Source organism: Campylobacter sp. RM16192 (assembly GCF_004803855.2).
GTDB lineage: Bacteria > Campylobacterota > Campylobacteria > Campylobacterales > Campylobacteraceae > Campylobacter_A.
Genome location: NZ_CP012552.1, coordinates 773,826 through 796,571, shown reverse-complemented (window position 1 = coordinate 796,571; position 22,746 = coordinate 773,826). Strand labels below are relative to the sequence as shown.

The window sequence follows — 22,746 nt, the reverse complement described above, 5'->3', positions numbered from 1 at the left end:
TTACTTTGCCAAATTTATATACTTAATGTTCAATTTTGCAAATTCTTTTTGAAAAAATTTATTTAAATCCCTTAAGCTATCATCATTCATCTCGATTAGCTTAAGGCGATTTTTCTTATAAATTTTAATCTTCTTTTTCTTACGCTTAAGATAAGCGGGCGTTTCAAGTCCCCAAAATTCGATATAGACATCATATTTAACCAGATAAAAGTCGCTGATCACTCTCTGGATGGCATTTACCTTTTTCTCATAGACAAACTCAAATCCGCGATAAAAGAGCCAATTTGCTATTATAAGCTCCGCCCTACTCTTTACCATGTCGCCACTATCGCTTTTATAGCGAGTTTGCTTGATCTTGGTTTTCTTTGAAAGCTTTATCAAAAGAGCTATCAGCACCAAAACAAGCAGCGAGATAACCGCTAAATCAAGGTCTATTTGCAAGAAATTTCTTTAAATTTACAGATGTTTTTAAGCGCCAAGATACTTTCGCCTGATCTCGTCGTTGCCTATCATATCTTTTGCAACGCCTTGCATAGCGATCTTTCCGTTTTCTAAAACATAGGCATAATCGCTTATCTTAAGTGCCGCAAAGGCGTTTTGCTCGACTAAAAGTATGGTTATACCCTCCTCTTTTAGCCTAACTATGGTATTAAAAACCTCTCCGACGATCTTAGGTGCAAGACCAAGGCTAGGCTCATCAAGCATCAGCAGTTTTGGCTCGCTCATTAGCGCGCGTGAGATGGCTAGCATCTGAGCCTCTCCACCGCTTAAAGTGCCTGCAAGCTGGCTCTTTTTATCAGCCAAACGAGGAAAGAGTCTATACATCTGAGAGCGTAGGTGTTCGTAGTTTTCGTCGTTATTAAAGGCTCCCATACGCAAATTTTCATCAACCGTTAGATTTATGAACACTCTTCTGCCCTCAGGCACAAGAGATATGCCGTGTCTAACGAGGGTGTGGGTTTTGTGCCTTCTGGTATCATAGCCTAAGAAATTTATCTCGCCTGTTTTTTTAACACTATTTAAAAGAGCGTTTAAGGTCGAGGTTTTACCCGCGCCGTTTGAACCGATAAGAGAGACGATATCGCCTGTTTTAACCTCAAAATCTATCCCCTTAACAGCTTCTATAAGTCCGTAATAAACGTGCAAATCTTTAACGCTAATCATTGAATAAAATCTCCCAAATAAGCAGATACGACCTTTTCGTTACGCACGGCGTCGCTTGGCTCACCCTCAAAAATTACCTTACCGTAATCAAGCACCAAAACGCGCTCGCAAAGGCGGTTTACAAATTTCATATCATGCTCTATAAGCAAAATACTAAGCTTGTATTTTTCCCTAAGCATAAAGATAAGCTCGGCAAGATCCTCGGTCTCTATAGGATTCATGCCGGCTGCCGGCTCATCCAGAAGCAAAAGCTTTGGATTTGTAGCTATGGCTCTGGCTATCTCTACCTTTCTTTGAACGCCGTAGCTTAGGCTGGTAGCGGGCTCGTTTGCATACCGGCTTAAATTTAGCTCATCAAGTATACGCATAGCTTTTTCGCGCGCTGCAAGCTCTTCTTTATGAAAGCGTCCCATGTGTAAAATGCTCTCGATAAAGCCATATTTTATATGCCCGTCAAGTCCGATAAGAACGTTTTCAAGCACGCTCATAGAGCTAAAAAGGCGGATGTTTTGAAATGTCCTTGCGATGCCGTGCTTGACGATGACGTTTGGCTTTTTGCCGTTTAGCGTAACACCTCTAAATTTTATCTCGCCGCCGCTTGGCTCGTAGTTGCCCGTGATAATGTTAAAGATAGTCGTCTTTCCGGCACCGTTTGGTCCGATAAGTCCAAAAATTTCACTTTCGTTTACATGAAAGCTTGTGTCGTTTATAGCGGTTACTCCACCAAATTTCTTGCTGATATTTTTTAGCTCTAAAATCATCGTTTAAGCCTTTTGCCAAACCATCTAAAAGTATCGGTCAGTTCGCGCTTGCCAAAAATTCCCTCTCTTGCAAACAGCATAACAAGTATAAGTATGACCGAAAACACAATCATTCTAAGACCAGGCATCGCATCAAATGTATGCCCAAACAGACTTATCGGCTCATCTAAAAATCTAAGCCACTCTCCGCCTCCTATCACCAAGATAGTGCCTAAAATAGCTCCCGTCATAGAGCCAAGCCCGCCAAGGACGATGATAATAAGCAGCTGGAAAGTGAGGTAAAAATCAAATTCATTCGGCACGATAGAGGCAAACGAGCACGCCCAAAGCCCTCCTCCGACACCTTCTAAAAACGCCGACGTGCTAAAAGCGGTAGTCTTAACGGCAAATGTATTTACACCCATGGCAAGCGCCGCATCCTCGTCATCTCTTACGGCTTTCATCGCGCGACCGAATTTTGAATAAACTATATTTAGCACCATAATAACGCTAATAATAGCAATCCCGCCCGTATAATAAAGCGTAGCGTGCTGAGGTATAGAGCTAAGTCCAAGCGAGCCGTTCGTGATGGACGGATAGTTGATAGCTAAAATTTTAATAATAAAACCAAAGCCAAGCGTAACAATAGCTAGATAATCTCCCCTTACGCGAAATACCGGAAAGGAAAGAACTAAAGCAAGTATAGTAGCACAAACTCCTGCGGCAAGCAGTGCCAGCAAGAAATTTGAGGAGTGAAGCCAGAGTATAAAGGCTGACGGACTCTCAAGATCAAACTGATAGTTTTTAGCGTCCGCATCAAGTAAGATAAGAGCCGCTACATAAGCGCCAACCGCGACAAAGCCGTTTGGCTCGAGCGAAAACTGCCCTGTAACACCATTTATAAGGTTGTAACTAACGGCCAAAATGATAAAAATGGCGATATTGTTTAAAACTCTCAAAGAATAATCATCAAAAATGTAGTGAGAGGCAACCAAAAATCCTACAGCCAAAGCAAAAAATATGATATGCGTAATCTTTGGAACTCTCATCTAAAACCTACTTTTCTCAAAGTTATAGCCTAAAATTCCGGTAGGCTTAAATATAAGAATAAGAATTAAAAATATAAAGGCAAAAGCATCTTTAAAGCCTGAAAATTCAGGACTTAAAGATACCACAACAACTTCGGTAAATCCGATAATAAACCCGCCAAGCACAGCTCCGCCAACAGAGCCTATACCGCCAAGAACGGCTGCGGCAAAGGCTTTAAGCCCTATCAAAACTCCCATCATAGGCTCGATAGAAGGATAGTTTAGCGACCAAAACACGCCTCCTATAGCTGCAAGCATGGATCCAAGCGCAAATACTATCGCGATGATCAAATTTGCGTCTATCCCCATTAAATTTACGGTATGTATATCAAAGGCAAGCGCTCTTATCGCCATGCCGTATTTTGTTCGGTAGAGTATAAAAAGCGTGATAGCAAGTAAAATAAGAGTGATGATAGGCACTAGCACCGCACTTATAGCAACCGTGACATCGCCAAAGGTTAAGACTGTTTGCAGATATTCAGGCACGATAAAGGCTTTAGGCTCGCTACCGAAAATCACATTAAAGAGATTTTCAAGTAAAAAACTAATGCCAATCGCGGTAATCAGTAGCGAAATTCTAGGCGCTTTACGAAGCGGCTTATAAGCTATCGTGTCTGTTATGATACCAAGGGCTGCACATATGGTTACAGCAAAGACAACCGCCGCGATAAATGGCAAATTTAAAGAAACCATGCCAAAAAAGCAGACATAAGCTCCAACCATCATGATATCGCCGTGAGCGAAATTTATAAGCCTTAAAACCCCATAAACCATAGTATAGCCTATGGCAATAAGCGCATACATACTGCCAAGGCTAAAACCGTTCACCATATTTTGTAAAAATAGTGAAAATTCCATCATCACTCCGAGTTTAAAGTATTTAAATTTTAAGGATTAACGTTTGCTTTAAACGTCGGTTTGCCGCCAACTATCTCTTTCATTACGACAGAGCGGATAGCATTTCCCTTAGAGTCTATACTAATTACACCCGAAACGCCTGAAAATTCTTTAGTTTGGTGAATTTGATCGTTTATACAAACGCTGTCACTTGGATCTGCACACTTATCCATAGCCTCAACCATTACAAAATAAGCGTCCGCTCCAAGAGCCGTAAAGCCCGCTATATCTCTTGTGCCTTTATCTTTTTCATACTCGTCTAAAAATTTCTTTGAAAGCTCTGTAGGAGGGTTTGAAGCGTCAAATGAATCGCTAAAGATAAATCCATTTACAGCGTCTCCGCCAAGCTCGATAAAGGTCGGATTTGCCACGCCGTCAGATCCGACCATAGGTTTGTTTAAATTTATCTGCTTAGCTTGGCGAGCTAAAAGCGACGCTTCAGGATGATACGTAGGCACATATACGAAGTCTGGATTTTTGCTCTTTATCTGCGATACTATGGCTTTGAAATCCTTGTCACCTGAGCTTATTTTAAGCTTTGATAGAACCTTGCCGCCGTTTTTTACAAATTCACTTTCAAAGGTCTTAGCAAGCCCAAGAGAGTAAACCTGCGCTTGATCCACTACGATAACAGCAGTTTTATATCCAAGCTCTTTTGCAGTAAATTCGGCCGCAGCCTTGCCTTGAAACGAATCCATAAAGCAAACTCTGCTACCAAATTTCACATTATCAAGAAGTTTATCTGATGTAGCGGCAGGTGCGACGACAGGAATTTTGCTTTTATCTGCGATAGCCATTACCTGCATGGTGTTTGCGGTAATAAGCTCACCGATGATACCTACGGCTTTATTTTGAGAGATAGCTCTTGTGGTGGCGTTTGAAGTCTCAACCTTTTCGCCTCTGGTATCAAGCAAAACAACCTTGATCGTATCACCGTTTTTTAGAGTCGGGCGCATTTTATTTGCCAAAGTTACACCCTCGTAAGCTGTCTGTCCATACGCAGCGACAGGTCCTGTTACAGGCATAACGGCTGCTATGGTTATCTCTTTTGCAAAACCAAATGAGCTGATAGCCGCTAAAGATAGCGCTAAAGTCGTGATCTTTTTCATTTATACTCCTTAATAATTTATGTGTTACATTATATTACATTTCTAAGAGTAAATGGGTATTTTTGGATTAATTAGTATGATTTTAAATGTTGATTAGTTTAGAATTTACTCAACTATATACAAAAATGATAACTTTTAGTAACATTTTATAGTGTATTTAAAATTTTAAATATAAAATTTGCTTAAACCAGCCTTGCTTTAAAACCGGTTTAAGCGATACAGACTATCCAAATATCTCAAATTTATTAAATAGCTTCTCATCATTTTCAACGATACCGCGCTCGATGAGACTATTTACAACTTCGCGTGTGCAGTCAGTTTGTTTTGGCCACTCTCTTGTGTAGCCGTCAAGCTTACTTTTTGGCGTTGCGTCTATACATATAACTCCGCTTTTTGTATAGTAGATGTCACGCTGTGCATCGATATTATTTGTGACTCGCCAAACAAGCATGTAAGGATTTTCAAGATAGTTTTCCATACCAACAAACACAAGTAGCTTAAAGTGCTCTTTAAGCGCAAGTAGCTCTTCAAAAGCAAGCTTTACGTGGCGATTTTTAGCGTATTTGATAACACAAATCGGGCATTTTGTATGCGTCATAAACTGCCTTAGCTCAAGCACATCTTTGTCCATGTCTTTAAATTTAGTAAGCAACTCCTCATCGCCTATGAGATTTATCTCGCCTTCGCTAAAATCTTCAGTCGCGTCTATGCCAAGCTTGCCGCCAAAGCAAGAGTTAGGGCTAGCGTGATCAAGCTGGTCACAAACTCCTTCGGTTATAAGAAGGCTTTTTACTCCAAGGCGGTTTAGTACAAATTCGCTAAATTTTGCGTAGTCGGTAAGCTTTGGCGCGCTCTCATCAACAAACACCGCATGCTTAACGAAACTCATCTGCCCAACTCCCCAAAACGCATGCATAGCCTGCTTAGCATGTCCTGGATAGAGCACTTCAAGCTTAGCTAAGATAAGGTTGTGAAAGACGCCATTTTCAGGCATATCATAGTCAATTAGCTCAGGCACGGTAGTTTTAAGAAGCGGAAGGAAAATTCGTCCCGTAGCCCAGCCCATGTATTTATCTTCAAGAGGGGGCTTGCCGACAACTGTCGCATGGAAAATCGGCTCACGTTTGTGCGTAATAGCCGTAACTTCCATCACAGGGAATGGTTCAATCGGCGTATAAAAGCCGGTATGATCGCCAAATGGACCTTCAAGCTCGGTCTTGTCGGTATCCACAAAACCCTCTATCACAAAATCGGCATCATGTGGAACGTAAATTTCATTAGTAATAGATTTAACGAGTTTTGCAGGTGATTTGCGGATAAAACCGTAAAGAAGTAGCTCAAAAATTCCCTTTGGGAGCGGAGTCTGACCGCACCAGATATAAAGCGGATCGCCACCGATAGCCACAGACACAGGCATTTTCTTGCCAGCGCGCTTATACTCGTTAAAGAAATTTGCGCCGTCTTTGTGGATCTGCCAGTGCATGCCAAGGCGATTTTTATCATAAATTTGCAAGCGATACATGCCTAAATTTTGAAGCTCTCCATCAAGGCTTTGAGTATAAACCTGCCCCATGGTTATAAACGCGCCTCCGTCAAGCTCCCAAGTCTTAAGCACAGGCAGACTAAAAAGATCAGCCTCATCGCCTTTAAACTTAACTTGCTGGCACTCGCCCTCACCGCTTAATCTTTTGGTAAAAATTTTTCTCATCCCAAAAAGATAGCTGGCAAAATTTAGCTTTTCTGAGAAATTTTTAGGTTTTTTTGGCTTTAGCAAAGCTGAAATTTCATCCGCCACCGCGTCAGGCTCCACGCCAAAAATAAGCTTCGTAGCCTCAAAACTGCCAAATATATTAGTAAGCACGGGAGCAAATTTGCGTCCTGATTTTTTACAAACCGGATTTGTAAAAAGCAGTGCCTTGCTATCATCTTTTTTTACCTCAATATAACTGGCGTGCGCTATCTCAAGGTCGATATCTACGGGCTTATCGATGATTTTTAGGAGATTATGTTGTTTTAACAGATCGATGTATTTTTGCATAAATTTCCTTTTTAATAACTATTATATATTTCGTATATAGAACAGCATATTAATATAATAAAAACTTCAAAATAGATTTTGCTTGCTTAAAATTTATGATATTATAGCAGAAAAATTTTTTTGACCACAGGACAAATATTATGAAAAAAAAGTATATATCTTACTGTTTAACTGCAATATTTTTTATAGTATCAATGATATTTATACTTAATTATAAAGAAACTGTTTTTGCTATGTTTTTTGGATTATTGCAATTTATGATTTTATTTTTTACTATGCTTTCAATTAGTGGACAATGGCTAAGAAGCTTAAATTTTGCATCAATTATTATGTTTGTATTATTTATGATAAACCGTTTAAGCCTCTATTTTTATAGAAAAGCACTCTTTGCAAATGATTTTTTAGTCTATCTTAATTATGAAAACTGGGATATCTTGATAGACTTTAAAGAGATTGCATTAGCTGTTTTTGTAATTATATCAATAATTGTATTTGGTATACTTGCCTACTCAGAACACAAAAAGTTAAATTTTAAGTTTAGAATTGCAAGTTTGTCAATAATAGCAATATTATTATTTACACACAATCAATTAACAACTTCAGAAAAAGTAAAAAATGCTTGGCTTAATACATTTCCAGAACTCAAAGCAACATATATGAATATATCAATGACTATAGGAAAAGGAACAGAATTAAAATACACAAGTCCAACATTTGAAAATAGTTATCATATTTTTAAAGAAAAATTACAATCTGTTTCTGAATATAAATATTCTAACTTAAAACCAAATATCATTTTATGGCTAGCCGAAAGCACTATTGACGCCTCTTTTTATAAGGGTGGACTAAGCCAACCTGATATGTTTAAAGGAGATTTTAAATTTAAAACAATGAATAGAGTTCACACATTTGGTGGCAAAACTTGGAAATCTGAATTTGAAGTTCTTACAGGGCTAAGTCCTGATGAATTTAGTGCAAATTCATCCTTGGTCTTTCAATATGTTGCACCACATATAGAATACTCTCTACCAAAAATTCTAAAAGATCACGGATACTATAACGTAGCATTAAATCCATATCCAGGTAGCGCTTACAACTCAAAAAATGCGTATGATAATTTTGGAATAGATGAGTATGTTCATCCTAGTCAATTGGGATGTGATGGAGCTGGCAACAAGATAAAAAAACTAAAAAACATATCATCTATACAGATGGGAGACTGTGTAAAAAAACTATTTGAAAAATACAAAGATAAGCAACCTCTTTTTATATATATGCTAACTATAGATGAACACGCGCCTTACAATAGAGCAAAAAAAGTTGATTTTGATCTTGAAAAGTTTTACAATAGTTCTCAATCTTTAAAACTAACAGATTACTATCAAAGGCAATTAAGACTCAGTAAGGCTGTAATAAGTTTTGATGATTTTATGAAAGAGACAAATCATCCTTATATATTTGCATATTTTGGAGACCACCAGGGAAACATGGGTTTAAACAGCAATGATTTAAACTTGAATTTTAAAGACCCGATGACAGTCACTGGTTTTTATGTAAAAGCAAGCAATGATATAGATAATATAAATAGTAATTTTGAATATGACCTAGGTGAGTTATCTTTAATGCCGAGCGTATTGTTAGAGCTTGCACAAATCAAACCAAATGAGTTTTTTAAAGCAAATTATGCAATGAGAAAAATTTGCGGTAATGTGGACGATTGTAAAGACAAAAACCTTATAAAAAGTTACAAAAGTTATATTTATGATTATCTAAAGGCGGCAAGCAAAGAGTAAATTATAATAGTTGATGGCAAATTATATATTTGCCATCTCCTCAGCGCGCTTTAAAAGCTCTTTTGCACCGCGAGCGATAAATTCACGCGCAAGCTCTTTGCCCACATTTGCAAATTCGCTCTTTTGCACGCTTAAACTCTTTTGCAAAACCTCGCTTCCATCAGGAAGTCCCACAATAGCATTTATATGGATTTGCTCTTTATCAAGCTTTGCGTTTATGCCGATAGGCACCTGACACCCGCCTTCAAGCAACGTCACGAAGTCACGCTCCACTGTTGTTTCTATAACGGCTCTTTCATCACGCAAGAACTCTATCGATTTTAAAATTTCTTCGCTATCAACAGCCTCTATCCCAAGCGCACCCTGCCCCATCGCGGGTATCATTTGATCTAGCTCAAAAGGATAGATAAATTTAACCTCATCTTTTAAATTTAGACGGTTTATGCCTGCCATAGCTAGGATGATCGCGTCAAATTCGCCCTCTCTTAGCTTTCTTAGCCTAGTTTGGACGTTTCCTCTAAGCGAGATGATCTCAAGATCCGGTCTCATCCTTAAAAGCTGCATCTTACGTCTAAGGCTCGTGGTTCCTACTTTGGCACCCTTAGGCAGATCTTCAAATTTAGCAAATTTTTCGCTTATCATAGCGTCGCGCACATCTTCACGGGAGCAGATTGCAGCAAGCACAAGCCCATCGGGAAAAGCCACAGGCACATCTTTTAGGCTATGAACCGCGATATGAGTTTCGCCTTTTAGCATGCTATCTTCAAGCTCTTTGGTAAAAAGCCCCTTGCCGCCGATCTTGGCAAGCGGAGTATCAAGTATAACATCACCCTTTGTCTTCATGCCGACAAGCTCTACATCTATATCTTTATGAAATTCTAAAATTTTAGCCTTGATATGCTCGCTTTGCCACATAGCTAGGATACTTTTTCTTGTCGCTATTTTTAAATTTTTCATTATTCGCCTTTAATAATTTTTTATAGTTTTACTCTCTTCAACAATTTCAACATCTATAATATCGATATTTTCGCTATTTTTGGTCTCTTTGCTTCTTGATTTAAATTCACTATAATTTTTAGTATTATTCAAATTTTTAAAAATCGTAAACATAGATAAAATTAATATAGCTATACCCAAAAAATCGCTCACAAGTCCAGGAATAAGTATAAAAAATCCACCTATAGCTATCCCTAAAGCTCCGAAAATATCACTAACTCTTATAAACATAGCTCTTGAAAAAAACTGAACAAATCCTACTCTAAACATAATAACAGAGCCTAAAATTGCAGTCAATATAACTTCTAAAACAAAGTTAAAAAAACCGTATTTATTGACAAAAAGGTATAATGCAAACATCTCAATAATGATATATGGCAAAAACAATCTTCTTAGCATAAAACCTCTCTAATAGCGTCTAAGATTTTATCTTTATTAACTACTGTCTTTTCTAACCCGTCTCGTTTTATCATCTCAACTTCGCCGTTTTCAAGTCCTTTGCCAACAACTACAGCATAAGGAATTCCTATAAGCTCATAGTCATTCATCTTGACACCAAATCTCTCGTTTCTATCATCAAGTAAAGCTGAAATTCCAAAGCTTCTAAGCTCATTATAAAGCTCATTTGCAAATTTCACCCCAGCTTCATCTTTTAAATTGGAGATTATGATCTCTACTTCAAAAGGCGCTGTTTGTTTATTCCAAATAATTCCTTTTTCATCATAACTAGCCTCACACATAACGGCTACCAAGCGGCTAACTCCGATACCATAACACCCCATATAAAACGGCTTTGCTTTACCATTTTCATCAAGGAAAGTTGCATTCATCGCGGCTGAATACTTCTGTCCAAGCTGAAAGATGTGTCCAACTTCAATGCCTTTGCTAACGCTGAGTTTTCCAGCGCAGTGCGGACATCTATCACCCTCTTTTACCGCAACAAGGTCTTTAAAGCGGTCGCTATTAAAGTTGCTAACGCTAACTCCTACGAAGTGGTAGTCTTTCTCGTTTGCACCGCATATCATCTGAGTTTCGCCCTCAAGCTCTCTATCGATAAAAAACTCAACACCATGAAGCCCAACCGGTCCGCAAAATCCAGTCACAAGACCGACTTTGCTTATCTCTTCTTCACTAGCATCCGTTATCTCAAGCGCGCCGCATGCATTGGTCGCCTTCACCTCTTGAAGCTCGTCATCGCCGCGAATGAAAAAGACCACAACCTTTTCTTCATCTTTATAAATAGCCTTTTTTATCACCGCTTTTATGGTATAAAATTCGCTAACCCTAAAAAACTCAGCTATGTCCTTTATGGTTGTTGCGTTAGGAGTATAAAATTTGCTCGCATCGGCTTCAGGCCTTTCGGTATCGCTAGTTCGCTTTTGTCTTTTAGCAGCTTCTATATTTGCTGCGTATTTACAGCAAGAGCACACCAATATATCATCCTCTCCGTTATCTGCTAGAACCATAAATTCCTTGCTTCCGCTTCCTCCGATAGCTCCGCTATCTGCCTCAACCGCACGGAAATTTAGCCCCAAACGGGTAAAAATTCTAGAATATGTCTCTTCCATGAGATCAAATTCGCGCTTTAAATCCTCTTCGTTAGCGTGGAAGCTATAAGCATCTTTCATCAAAAATTCTCGCCCTCTAAGCAGTCCAAAGCGCGGTCTGGCCTCATCTCTAAATTTAGTATTAATCTGATACAAATTTAGCGGCAGCTGCTTGTAGCTAGTAATTTTGCCGCGCACAAGAGCCACTACAGCCTCTTCGTTGGTAGGACTTATTACAAAATCATTGTCTTTACGATCTTTAAATCTCAAAAGCTCCTTACCAAACACATCAAATCGTCCACTCTCTTTCCATAGTTCACCAGCAGTAACAACACTCATCGTTACCTCTTGAGCTCCGGCGTTATCCATCTCATCTTTTACTACGTTTCTTATCTTATCAAGCACGATTTTACCAAGTGGCAAAAAGTTATAAAGCCCACTTCCGGTTTGCTCTATAAATCCCGCTCTTAACAAAAATTTATGACTCGGCAAGCTAGCATCCTTTGGAGCCTCTTTCAAAGTCGGTACATAAAGTCTAGAAAATCTCACTACTCACTCTCCCATTCAAATTCGCCATCCTCAATATGTGTGTGGTTCTTTATATCAAAGACATTTTTTGTAAATTTTATTATATTTTCGGAGTTGCTATCATCTGCCAAAGATTTTAATTTCATAGTAGGCGCATGTAAAAATGCCTTAAAAACTTGATGAATCAGCTTATATGCTTCATCATGATCGCTATGCTTTAAATAGCCCTTTTTAATAGCCTTTTCAAGCTCTTTTTGAGCGCACTCTTTAGCCTGCTCTCTAATACCTTTTATAACAGGAGTGATAGCAAGCTCTCTAAGGTGTCTAAAGAAGTGTGTCGTATTTCTTCCTACGATAGTATAAGCTATCTGCGCCTGTTCCTCTCTGAGAGCTAAATTTCTACTCACGATCTCCTTTAGATCATCGACTGCATAAATTTTAATATTTTCACTAGGAGTTACAGCTATATCTCTAGGTACCGCGATATCAAAAAAATATCTATCAAACTCTCTTTTTTCTATCATCGAATCAAGTATTACAGGATATGGCGAAGCCGTAGCAGAAAATATAAGCTGATATTTATTGATATAATCTTTTAAATTTTCAATAGAATCATATTCGTTATTATCGCCTAATGACATAGATAAAACTTTTGCTTTGGCGATATTCCTACCAAGGATTATTACTCTGGCACCGCTACTTATGATATGCTTTGCGGCAAGCTCTGCCATCTCTCCTGCGCCTACTATTACGGCAACCATTCCATTAATATTACCGTCAAACATCTCTTTTGCTTTTTGAGCCGCCACGCTTGAAACAGATACTGGATTTTTAGAAATTTCAGTCTTATTTCTAACCTCTGCAGCACACTTAAAAGCCGCTTCTATGGCTCTACCAAGCTTCATTCCGCAATTTCCGTTTGCGTAAGCGAATTTAAAAGCCTCTTTTAATTGTCCTGCTATCTGAGTCTCGCCTATAACTAAGCTATCAAGAGAGCTTGCTACGGCGAATAAATGGTGAATAGCCCCGTTATCTTCATATATATCGGCTCTAGTGTAAAGCTCCTCATAATCTATACCGCAAAGCAGAGATATACAGGATATTATATGCTTACTAGCTCCCTCTATCTCCTTTACGCTAGCGATAATTTCGACTCTATTGCAGGTATTTAAAACCATACATTCATTAATATTTTGGCTTGAATTTAAGAGCCTTAAAATTTCTGTCTTTCTCTCTATATTAGAAAACGAAAGCCTCTCTCTAACTGAAATATCAGTATTTTTATGTGTAAAACTTACGCTTGTATAATGCATTAAAATTCCCTATCGATCATACTGCTAACCATATGATCAAGTTCACTAATATTATATTGAGCTATGCTTTCTAAAGCCTTTTTACCAAGCTCTTTGGCCTCTTTTATCGAGCGTTCTATAGAGCTGGTTCTAGACATTTTAGATTTCACCCAATCAATTTGAGCAGTGTTTAGCTCCGCTTTAAAAAGATTCATAAGCCTTCCTCTATCCTCATCACCTAAATTTTCATAAAGATAGATATATGGAAGAGTTACTTTGCCCTCTTTTAAATCACTTAGATTAGGCTTACCCAAAGTTTGAGCATCTTGAGTAATATCTAAAATATCATCGACTAGCTGAAAAGCTAATCCCAAATTTTTACCATAATTTCTAAATTTTTCCTCATCAAGCCCGGTCAAATTTGCACCTACCGCAGCAGTAGCCTCTATAAGCACTGCGGTTTTATAGTAAATCATGGTGCGATAAGCCTCTTTATCGGTATTAAAATCTCTAGATAGCTCCACATCCATCATCTCGCCTATACTTAGTTTGCAGACTGCATCTGAGATATTTTGAGCTATTTTTGGGTCAAATTTGGATAGTTCGTAAAAACCTTTAGAATATAGTATATCGCCTAGCATTATGGCTCTTTTTGTACCAAAAGTAGCATTTATACTAGGCTTGCCTCGCCTTGTATCAGAATTGTCTATCACATCATCGTGAAGCAAGCTTGCAAGGTGTATAAGCTCTATTATAGCGCACAACCTCAGGCTCTCCTCACTCTCTCCGGCAATTTTTAAAAGCAACTTTGATCTAAGCTTTTTACCTGAGCTAACATTCCTAAAAATTTCACTAGCTCGGTCATATCCAAGATCATCTATAAATTGATACATTATTTCATCAATTTTATCCATACTAACTACCTCTTTACAGGATCTAAAAATTCTACATCAAGACGTTTTTTATCATCTTTTATATAAACTTTAAAAAAACCTTTGCCATCTTTAAAATTTTCAAATTCAAGATATAGCCATGCAATATCCATCGGAGGCTGTCTAAAATCCGGTATTAAGCTCTGTTTATACAGACTCAAACCACGCCTAAGAGACATAACAAGCTGACGAGGATAGTTGCGATATCTGGTGTGAAGAATTATATTTGTGTTATCGAACAAAGTCCATCGAAATTCAAAGCTATCTCGATCCTGTGCGCCTTTTTCTGTCACAAAAACTCTCGCCCACTCATCCTTTTTAAGCTCAAACAAATGTTGTTCGCTAAAGCCTAAATCAACGGCATTTGCAAAGGCTAAAAAAAACATAAAAAAAACAGAGAGTATTTTACTCATTTTGACTTAAAATATCCCCACTAAGTCCGATGTAAATATCATTTAAGCCTTCATGAATTTCAGTTTGATTTTGCGCTATGAATGCGTTTTGCTGAATTTCATCAAATCCGTTACGCTCGCAATATATGCTCATAGCCACAAATCTTTCAAGTAGTTTTTCAGTCTCGTTCTCTACTAAATTTCTGTTTGCGTTAAATAAAATATCAAAAAATTTATCTCTTGGATTTTGAGCAAAGATATCATAATCCATAAATTTCCTTTAAATAAATTTTAAATTTATTATAGCCAAACAAACTTTCATTTTGATTATAAAAGACGCTTTTTTATTATGTATATATTTAAATAAAATAATATTAAATAATAATTTTATATAAATACGAATTAGAAATTTGCAAGCTGATTTTTTGTATTTTTAAAAAGTGCCAGAGCAAATATTAATATTAAATAGATTGACAAAAATGATATGACAAGTTAAAATAACAATACAAATATTTTTAATATCGGCTTGAGCTATAAAATGAATCTTGCAAGAAGAAAAATATATATCGGTAAAATACCAGCGATTTTATGGGGTCAGTCATGCGAAAAAATATGCATCTACATACACGGACAATACGGCAACAAAGAAGAAGCGGAATTGTTTTCAAAAATAGTATGCAAACACGGCTGGCAAGTTATTAGCGTTGACTTGCCTGAACACGGCGAAAGAGTGTATGAAAAAGATAAGTTTAATCCTTTAAATGTGGTTGCGGAATTAAAATCACTTATGAATTTTATCAAAAATAGATGGTCTAAAATATCTCTGTATGCAACCAGTATAGGCGCTTATTTTAGCATACTGGCATATAAAAATGATAAAATTTATTCTTGCTTATTTGTATCTCCAATTTTAGACATGAAGAAGTTGATTTTAGATATGATGTCCTACGCCAATGTAACAGCTACTCAACTAGAACAATGCAAAATTATCAAAACAGATTTTGGACAAATCCTTTCTTGGGAATATTTTAAATATGTTTTAGACAATCCTATTGAAAAATGGGATTTACCTACCGAAATACTATATGGCAAAAAAGATGAGATGGTTAAAATAGATACCATAATTAAATTCGCCAGTAATTTTAATTGTTCTGTGACGATATGCAATGAAGCAGAACACTGGTTTCATACAGAAAAACAGTTAAGATATTTGAAAATTTGGATATTGGAAAAATTTTGTAAAGACAAGAACTTTTCCTGAAGAAATTTGGAGTGAAATTTTAAAGTTATAAAAAGATAAAAATTAAAATTTGGCTTAATTTTAATATATTTTAAGCTAAATTTATATGTAAAATAATGAGTATTTTTATATGTATTATTTTATGTAGTTACTACAAAGACTCTATATATTGCCATGCTTTTTGGGTATCGTATATATTTATAGCATCATTACTCTTAGCTCCAAACCCCCAACATACGTTTATATAATCCACCTTAGCATTGATAGCGGCAAGCTCATCTTTATAACTATCCCCCACAAACAAAACCTTACCAAAACCACTCATATCCTTAAGCAAATTTATCATAGTCGGATCAGGCTTTTGCGGTACATCTTTACTGGCTCCAATGATATGATTAAAATATTTATAAATATTATTTTTTACTAAAATATCGTTTAGGGTTTCTTGCGGTGCATTACTGGCAAGTGCTACAAAATAGTTTGCCTCCACGCACTTTTTAAGCAGCTCTTCTACGCCCTCATAAGCCCTTGCGTATCTGTCGTAATTTATCTTAAATTTAGTCTCAAAACCATCTCTTAGCTTTGAATTTATGACGTTTAGTCCGTAAAATTCTTTGCCGAGATCTCGCCCAATTTCATTTATCGCTTTAACTATAAAATCCTCAGCCAAATCGCTATCAAACCCAAGCTCTCTGCGAACCTCATTAACCGTCACGCAAATCGCTTTTGAGCTATCTATGAGAGTGCCGTCCATATCAAAAATTATCGTTTTCAATCTTCATCCTTGTATCTATTTTTATGCTTATCTTTTTTATATGTTTTAGAGTTTTTTAGCTTCTCAAGCGAATTTGCAGCGTCTAAAAGCTCGTTTCTGTCATTATTTGCTATGATTAAATTTACAAATTTTTCAAGCGCTTTTGAATATGCCGAGTCAAGATATACAGGCTCGATTTTAGCTAAAATTTCAGCATTCTTAGCAACTCTTACTCTAAACTGCTCCTCGTCATAATCCTCTCTTTTAAGCCCGTTTATGGCTGATTTTGCAAATTTTTCAAGTCCGCGCAGATATTTTACGCGCTTAAATTTATCATATCCTACAGTGTTCATCTTACTCTCCAAATCAAAGTACAATTATACCCTACTTTTGTCTTTCGAATTTCAAGCTAAATTTTAGTGCTTAAAGCCGCTACGTTAATAAAATGTAACCTTTTTATCTGTATAATACCGAAATTTAAATTTATCATAAAGGCAAACAATGAAACAAGAAACCATTGCCACGCACTTTGGCTACGACACCAAAATCGGCACAGGCTCGATGGCGGTACCTCTTTACCAAACTACGGCTTATGATTTTGGCACTGCCGAGACTGCGGCAAATCGTTTTGCACTAGCCGAACTTGGACCGATTTACACAAGACTAAACAACCCTACGACAGATATTTTTGAAGCTAGACTTGCAGCTCTTGAAAACGGCGCGGCTGCTATAGCTACGGCAAGCGGACAGGCTGCTATATTTTACGCGGTTGCAAACATCGCAGAAGCAGGCGAAAACATCATCGTAGCTAAGAAAATTTACGGCGGCTCAAACACTTTGTTTCACCACACGCTAAAAAGATTTGGCATAGAAGCAAGAGCCTTTGATAGCGACAGCGCGGACGATCTTGAAAATTTGATAGACGGCAAAACTAGGGCGATATTTTTTGAAACGCTCTCAAATCCGCAAATCGCCATCCCAAATATCGAAAAAATAGTCGCTATCGCAAATAAACACGGCATCATAACCATAGCCGATAACACCGTGCCTACACCGATCCTGCTTCGCCCTATAGAGCACGGCGTGGATGTCGTAGTGCATAGCGCAAGCAAATACATGAGCGGTCAAGGGCTAAGCATAGCAGGTGCTGTGATAGCTAGTAAAGACCTTAATAAAAAAATCATAAATAGTTCAAGATATGTTCATTTTAAAGAGCCTGATGATAGCTACCATGGACTTGTATATGCCAAACTTACGGACAATTTTGATATATACACTCTTAGAATGAGGCTTTCTTTAATAAGAGATATCGGAGCAACTATTTCACCATTTAACTCTTGGCAGCTGATACAAGGACTTGAAACACTTGCTCTTCGTATGAAAAAACACTCCGATAACACACTAAAAATTGCTGAATTTTTAAATTCTCACAAAGCAGTTAAAAGTGTCACATATCCAGGATTAAAAAGCGACAAAGGATATGAAAGAGCTCAAAAATACTTCGACAGTGGCATGGCAAGCGGTCTGCTTTGCTTTGAAGTTGATAGTTTTGAAGTAGCGAAAAAAGTGCTTGATAGAGTTAAAATTTTTAGCATCGTTGTTAATATCGGTGATTCAAAATCGATCATCACTCACCCTGCTTCAACTACGCATCAGCAAATTCCAGCTAAAGAACTAGAAAAAATTGGCGTTCCAGCGGGTCTGATTCGACTAAGCATTGGCTTAGAAGATGCTGATGATTTGATTGAAGATTTAAAACAGGCTTTAGAGGGATAAAATCTCTCTAAAGCTTTAATTTTGAGGTATAAAATATTGCTTTAAAATTTCATTATATTTCTTTTCATCTTCACATTGAATGAGTAGCAAATCACCCTCTTCAAATACTGATGAACCTGTAGGCTTTATGTATTCACCCTTGCGTTTGATAAGCAAGATTAAAAAATCGCTTGGCAACTCAAGCTCTGCTAGGTTTTTTTCGATGATTTCAGAGCCAAAATGTATAGTGTATTGCCTTAATGTATGATAGAAAATTGGTAGGTTTGATGCCTCTGCTTCTTTAACCTCATCATCGTCTTTAACTCCACATTTTACCGCTGAAAATTCAAGAGTGGCACCTTGAACAGCTAAGGATATCAAGACTACGAAAAAGATAGTATTAAATATTAAATTTGAATTTGGCAAATTACTTCCATAAGGATATGTCGCAAGCACTATAGGCACGACTCCTCTAAGGCCTACCCATGAGATAAAAATTTTCTCTTTGATATTATATTTTGAAAATAGAAGGGATATAAATACGCCTACAGGTCTTGCAACAAACATCAACCATAAGGCTATTATAAAGCCCATAAATGCAACAGATGGAAGTTCTGATGGAAATACAAGCAACCCTAGTGTCAAAAACACAACAATCTGCATAGTCCAAGCAATACCATCGTGAAATCCGACAAGACTCTTTTTATGGGCGAATTCCTTTTTGTTTATAAAAATTCCGGCTATATACACAGCCAAAAATCCGTTTCCACCAACCTTTGTAACAATAGTGTAAATAAGCAAAGCCCAAGCTATCGAAAATACCGAATAAAGTCCAGAATACTCGAGTCTTAATCTATTAAATATAGATGGCAATAAAAATCCAAATATATAGCCTAATATGCCACCTATTAAAAACTGCTCCGCAAGTATAAGTGCTATATTTGCCGGTGTCGGGGTGGTTGATAAAGATATCATTTGGATCATGGTCATAGTAAGAAAGATTGCCATAGGATCGTTTGAACCAGATTCTAGTTCAAGAAGAGGCCCTAAATTGTTTTTAAGTGAAATTCCTTTAGCTCTTAAGATAGCAAATACCGCTGCTGCATCAGTAGATGAGATAATAGAACCTAATAAAAATGCTTCCATCCAGCTAAAATTTAAAAGGTATCTTGCTAAAATGGCAACAGTGCCTGCGGTTAACACAACCCCGATAGTAGCTAAAACTATACCGCTTACCATTACAGGTCTAACTGATTTAAAATTTGTATCAAGACCACCGGCATACAATATAAATATAAGAGCTATAGTACCGATCTCTTGAGCCACTCTGTGATTTGTGAAGTCAATTCCTAAAAGTCCGTCAGATCCGGCTAGCATACCTACAGCCAAAAAGACAATAAGGGATGGGATACCAAATTTATCAGAAACTTTACTAAAAACAATGCTTGCTATCAATAAAATAGCAAAAAATAGTAAAAAATTTTCCAAATCATACCCCGCAATAAGCCGATAATTAAAGTTAAATTTTAATTATCTATATTGAAAATTATATCAAAAACAACCTTATTTTAATAAATAAAAATTAGCCTTTATCTTTATGTTCATAAAAAATAAGATCAAAACTATTCTTACGTTTAACAAGGGCTTTTTTAGATGGAATAGTGCCTGTATTGTTAAGCCTATCCACTTCACTTCTTAACTCATCTATAGTTTGCTCAAACTGATCAAGTTGCTCTTTTAGCTGCAATATCACATCAACTCCAGCCAAATTTACACCCAAATCACGAGTCAGACGAAGTATCATCTTGATACGATCCAGATCTTTCTCAGAATATAGCCTCATACGACCATCGGTTCTTGACGGCTCAACAAGACCTTCTCGCTCATATTGACGCAAGGTTTGAGGGTGGATGCTAAGCACTTTAGCAACGACACTTATAAGATAAACAGGCTCATCATATCCACGCATTTTATCTCTCCGGAAGTTTTTCTTTCATAATTTTTATCAAATCATCATCAAGCGAATTTGTATCCGGCAATGCAACTTTGATCTTAAGATACAAATCTCCATAAAGTCCACTTTTTCTATTTTTGACACCATAGCCTTTAATTCTTATCTTTTGTCCTGATTTTGAATTCTCGGCAATCTTTATAGTAACATCTTTTTGCAAGGTAGATATAGTTACCTTTCCACCAAAAAGCATTGTTCTAAGCGGAATTTCAGCCTCCTTATACAAATCATCGCCATCTCTTTCATACTCACTGCTCGGTTCTATATTTACAGTCAGTATCAAATCGCCCGCCTCGCCACTTCTAGCGCTCTTACCTTTGCCTTTTATACGAAGCTTCTCCTCATTGTTTATACCGTTTGGAATTTTTATCTTTAGACTATCTCCATTAAAATTTATCCTATGCTCACCACCCAAAATAGCAACCTCAAAAGGTATATTTACTCTGGCTCTTATATCTAAATCTTGTGCAAATCCACTAAATCCATCATCAAATCCGGAATTTGAAAAGCCACTAAAGCCATTTCTGGAAAATCCGCTAAATCCACCGCTTGAAAATCCTCCAAAGCCTCCACCAAAGATATTTTTTAATATCTCGTTAAGATCACCCATATTGGCTGAACTGCTGGCAAAATCATGGAAATTTTGTCCTCCAAACATAGCATCGCCATATTGATCATATTGAGCCCTTTTCTTATCATCACTTAAAATTTCATAAGCAGCATTTATCTCTTTAAATTTATCTTCTGCGCCAGGCTCTTTATTTATATCCGGATGATATTTTCTTGCCAATCTGCGATATGCCTTTTTAATCTCATCGCCAGTTGCGCCTTTTGAAATGCCCAAAGTATCATAAAGACTATTACTCATTTCATATCCTTAAAGCAATTTATTTTATAATTATTGTAGCACAAAGCTTTAGTCTATGTCAATCAAGTATATAAAATTTATATATTTACAATAGGCTAAAAAACATTAACTTTGCGTTAAGTGGGATGCTTTATAATCCTTTTTGAGAATACTAATTATAAAAGGATTAATAATAATGAAAAAAATAGTTGCGATATCGCTTGTTGCGGCTTGTTCTATTTTTGCGGCAACAATAAATTTTAATGAAGCAAAAGATGAATTTACAAGAGTAAATCCAGAGCAGTCAAAAGGAGTCGTTCTATCTTATAATAGCTCTATTGCAGAAGCTAAAAAATCTGTAGTAAATATATCTACTACAAAGACTACTACTACAGGTAGCGGATTTGACCAGATGTTTAACGATCCTTTTTTTAGAGATTTTTTTGGATTCAACTTTAAAGTCCCTCAGGATAAGCAAAAAAGTACATCTTTAGGTTCTGGAGTAATAATATCAAGCGATGGTTATATAGTCACTAACAACCACGTAATAGAAGATAGCGATGAAATTTTAGTAACATTACTAGAGAGCGAAAAAGAGTATAAAGCAAAGATTATAGGCACTGATCCAAAAACCGATCTTGCAATAATCAAAATAGAAGCAACCGACTTAAAAGCAATCAAGATCGCAGACTCATCTAAAATAATGGAAGGCGATATTGTATTTGCTATAGGAAACCCTTTTGGAGTTGGCGGTAGCATAACTCAAGGTATTATTTCAGGACTAAATAAAGATAATATCGGACTAAATCAATATGAAAATTTCATCCAGACTGACGCATCTATAAATCCTGGCAATTCAGGTGGAGCGCTTGTAGATAGTCGCGGTGCATTAGTCGGCATAAACTCAGCGATCTTATCAAGAAGCGGAGGCAATAATGGTATAGGATTTGCGATCCCTTCAAACATGACTAAAGAGATAGCCAAAAAGCTTATAGAAGACGGTAAAATAGAGCGCGGATATATAGGCGTTATGATATCAAATTTAACAACCGAGCAAAAAGAAATTTATAAAAATAAAGACGGAGCGCTAATAAGTAGTGTAGAAAAAGGTCTTCCTGCCGATATAGCCGGACTTAAAAGAGGAGATTTGATAATACAGATAGATGATAAGCAGATAAAAAATGCAAATGATCTTAAAAATACTATAGGCTCTCTTACTCCGAATAAAGAGATAAGTCTAACGTATGAGCGCTCAGGAAAAATAGAAACCACAAAAATAAAGCTAGCAAATATGCAACAACCTAATCTAGGAATGAGAGATGGCTCTGCCATAAGCGGATTAAGCGTTACTCCTATAAACGATGAAGCAAGATATAGATATAAAATTCCTCAAGATATAGTAGGCGTGTTGGTAACGGACGTAAAGCCAAACTCAAATGCGGATAAATTCGGCTTTCAAAAAGGCGATATCATAATACAAATCGGAGAAGAGAATATAGTAAATATGAACGACTTCAACAAAGCTCTTTTAAATTCTAAAAGCAAGAAAACCCTCGTTTGGGTAAATAGAGGCGGAGTTATCCAAGGACTTGTTATTAAATAAATTTAAGGGCGTAAGATTGC

At 36.9% G+C, this 22,746-nt stretch carries 23 protein-coding genes; 4 read left to right on the top strand and 19 right to left on the bottom strand.

The window, feature by feature from the left end:
• The 7 genes from CDOMC_RS04075 to CDOMC_RS04045 all read right to left on the bottom strand — a co-directional run bounded on the left by CDOMC_RS04075 (position 1) and on the right by CDOMC_RS04045 (position 7,036).
• Positions 1-441 (bottom strand): helicase IV, encoded by a 441-nt coding sequence (locus CDOMC_RS04075; RefSeq protein WP_236861350.1) that lies wholly within the window; start codon positions 439-441, stop codon positions 1-3.
• Between the two features lie 27 nt (positions 442-468).
• On the bottom strand, positions 469-1,164 hold the full coding sequence (locus CDOMC_RS04070) for an ABC transporter ATP-binding protein (protein WP_170019007.1): 696 nt from the start codon (positions 1,162-1,164) through the stop codon (positions 469-471).
• Entirely contained in the window at positions 1,161-1,925 is a 765-nt protein-coding gene (locus CDOMC_RS04065; RefSeq protein WP_172128151.1) for an ABC transporter ATP-binding protein, read from the bottom strand. Before CDOMC_RS04065 ends, CDOMC_RS04070 begins: the two co-directional genes overlap by 4 nt.
• Positions 1,922-2,953 carry a branched-chain amino acid ABC transporter permease gene (locus CDOMC_RS04060; RefSeq protein WP_172128149.1) on the bottom strand — a complete coding sequence of 344 codons (1,032 nt, stop codon included), beginning with the start codon at positions 2,951-2,953 and terminating at the stop codon, positions 1,922-1,924. The genes CDOMC_RS04065 and CDOMC_RS04060 overlap by 4 nt, the downstream gene beginning before the upstream one ends.
• Entirely contained in the window at positions 2,954-3,850 is an 897-nt protein-coding gene (locus tag CDOMC_RS04055) for a branched-chain amino acid ABC transporter permease (protein WP_172128147.1), read from the bottom strand.
• Between the two features lie 29 nt (positions 3,851-3,879).
• A complete protein-coding gene (locus tag CDOMC_RS04050; RefSeq protein WP_172128145.1) occupies positions 3,880-4,998 on the bottom strand; it encodes an ABC transporter substrate-binding protein in 1,119 nt (372 codons plus the stop codon).
• A gap of 223 nt (positions 4,999-5,221) precedes the next feature.
• On the bottom strand, positions 5,222-7,036 hold the full coding sequence (locus tag CDOMC_RS04045) for a menaquinone biosynthesis decarboxylase (RefSeq protein WP_172128143.1): 1,815 nt from the start codon (positions 7,034-7,036) through the stop codon (positions 5,222-5,224).
• 140 nt (positions 7,037-7,176) lie between these two features.
• Here CDOMC_RS04045 and CDOMC_RS04040 point away from each other — a divergent pair, with 140 nt between their 5' ends.
• Positions 7,177-8,829 carry a sulfatase-like hydrolase/transferase gene (locus CDOMC_RS04040; protein ID WP_172128141.1) on the top strand — a complete coding sequence of 551 codons (1,653 nt, stop codon included), beginning with the start codon at positions 7,177-7,179 and terminating at the stop codon, positions 8,827-8,829.
• A 21-nt stretch (positions 8,830-8,850) separates the two neighbouring features.
• Here CDOMC_RS04040 and hemC read toward each other — a convergent pair whose 3' ends face one another.
• Genes hemC through CDOMC_RS04005 form a run of 7 tightly spaced genes read right to left on the bottom strand, consistent with a single transcriptional unit; the run spans position 8,851 to position 14,787 of the window.
• Positions 8,851-9,786, bottom strand: coding sequence for a hydroxymethylbilane synthase (hemC, locus tag CDOMC_RS04035; RefSeq protein ID WP_172128139.1), 936 nt, complete (start codon positions 9,784-9,786; stop codon positions 8,851-8,853).
• Positions 9,787-9,795: 9 nt separating this feature from the next.
• Positions 9,796-10,224, bottom strand: a complete 429-nt coding sequence (locus CDOMC_RS04030; protein ID WP_172128137.1) for an FxsA family protein — start codon at positions 10,222-10,224, stop codon at positions 9,796-9,798.
• Positions 10,218-11,921, bottom strand: coding sequence for a proline--tRNA ligase (locus CDOMC_RS04025; RefSeq protein WP_172128135.1), 1,704 nt, complete (start codon positions 11,919-11,921; stop codon positions 10,218-10,220). The genes CDOMC_RS04030 and CDOMC_RS04025 overlap by 7 nt, the downstream gene beginning before the upstream one ends.
• Entirely contained in the window at positions 11,921-13,213 is a 1,293-nt protein-coding gene (gene hemA / locus CDOMC_RS04020; RefSeq protein WP_172128133.1) for a glutamyl-tRNA reductase, read from the bottom strand. Before hemA ends, CDOMC_RS04025 begins: the two co-directional genes overlap by 1 nt.
• Complete coding sequence (locus tag CDOMC_RS04015) at positions 13,213-14,106, bottom strand: polyprenyl synthetase family protein (RefSeq protein ID WP_172128131.1); 894 nt, start codon at positions 14,104-14,106, stop codon at positions 13,213-13,215. Before CDOMC_RS04015 ends, hemA begins: the two co-directional genes overlap by 1 nt.
• A gap of 5 nt (positions 14,107-14,111) precedes the next feature.
• Positions 14,112-14,537, bottom strand: a complete 426-nt coding sequence (locus tag CDOMC_RS04010) for a hypothetical protein (protein WP_172128129.1) — start codon at positions 14,535-14,537, stop codon at positions 14,112-14,114.
• Positions 14,530-14,787, bottom strand: coding sequence for a DUF2018 family protein (locus CDOMC_RS04005; protein WP_169973892.1), 258 nt, complete (start codon positions 14,785-14,787; stop codon positions 14,530-14,532). The genes CDOMC_RS04010 and CDOMC_RS04005 overlap by 8 nt, the downstream gene beginning before the upstream one ends.
• Before the next feature lie 267 nt (positions 14,788-15,054).
• Here CDOMC_RS04005 and CDOMC_RS04000 point away from each other — a divergent pair, with 267 nt between their 5' ends.
• On the top strand, positions 15,055-15,777 hold the full coding sequence (locus CDOMC_RS04000) for an alpha/beta hydrolase (protein WP_169941484.1): 723 nt from the start codon (positions 15,055-15,057) through the stop codon (positions 15,775-15,777).
• Between the two features lie 130 nt (positions 15,778-15,907).
• On the opposite strand, the gene CDOMC_RS03995 is transcribed toward CDOMC_RS04000, so the two are convergent.
• Both CDOMC_RS03995 and CDOMC_RS03990 read right to left on the bottom strand, forming a co-directional pair.
• Positions 15,908-16,531, bottom strand: a complete 624-nt coding sequence (locus CDOMC_RS03995; protein ID WP_172128127.1) for an HAD family hydrolase — start codon at positions 16,529-16,531, stop codon at positions 15,908-15,910.
• Positions 16,528-16,863, bottom strand: a complete 336-nt coding sequence (locus tag CDOMC_RS03990) for a hypothetical protein (RefSeq protein ID WP_170019022.1) — start codon at positions 16,861-16,863, stop codon at positions 16,528-16,530. The genes CDOMC_RS03995 and CDOMC_RS03990 overlap by 4 nt, the downstream gene beginning before the upstream one ends.
• Positions 16,864-17,011: 148 nt before the next feature.
• Here CDOMC_RS03990 and CDOMC_RS03985 point away from each other — a divergent pair, with 148 nt between their 5' ends.
• A complete protein-coding gene (locus CDOMC_RS03985) occupies positions 17,012-18,286 on the top strand; it encodes an O-acetylhomoserine aminocarboxypropyltransferase/cysteine synthase family protein (protein ID WP_172128125.1) in 1,275 nt (424 codons plus the stop codon).
• 15 nt (positions 18,287-18,301) lie between these two features.
• On the opposite strand, the gene CDOMC_RS03980 is transcribed toward CDOMC_RS03985, so the two are convergent.
• From CDOMC_RS03980 to CDOMC_RS03970, 3 genes are all read right to left on the bottom strand, one after another.
• Positions 18,302-19,753, bottom strand: coding sequence for a potassium/proton antiporter (locus tag CDOMC_RS03980; protein WP_172128123.1), 1,452 nt, complete (start codon positions 19,751-19,753; stop codon positions 18,302-18,304).
• Positions 19,754-19,847: 94 nt separating this feature from the next.
• The gene (locus CDOMC_RS03975) at positions 19,848-20,234 is read right to left on the bottom strand and encodes a heat shock protein transcriptional repressor HspR (protein ID WP_169973883.1); all 387 of its coding nucleotides are present in this window, start codon (positions 20,232-20,234) and stop codon (positions 19,848-19,850) included.
• Between the two features lies 1 nt (position 20,235).
• Complete coding sequence (locus CDOMC_RS03970; RefSeq protein ID WP_172128121.1) at positions 20,236-21,144, bottom strand: DnaJ C-terminal domain-containing protein; 909 nt, start codon at positions 21,142-21,144, stop codon at positions 20,236-20,238.
• A gap of 175 nt (positions 21,145-21,319) precedes the next feature.
• On the opposite strand from CDOMC_RS03970, the gene CDOMC_RS03965 reads away from it, so the two are divergent.
• A complete protein-coding gene (locus tag CDOMC_RS03965) occupies positions 21,320-22,726 on the top strand; it encodes a Do family serine endopeptidase (protein WP_172128119.1) in 1,407 nt (468 codons plus the stop codon).
• Positions 22,727-22,746 lie beyond the last annotated feature (20 nt).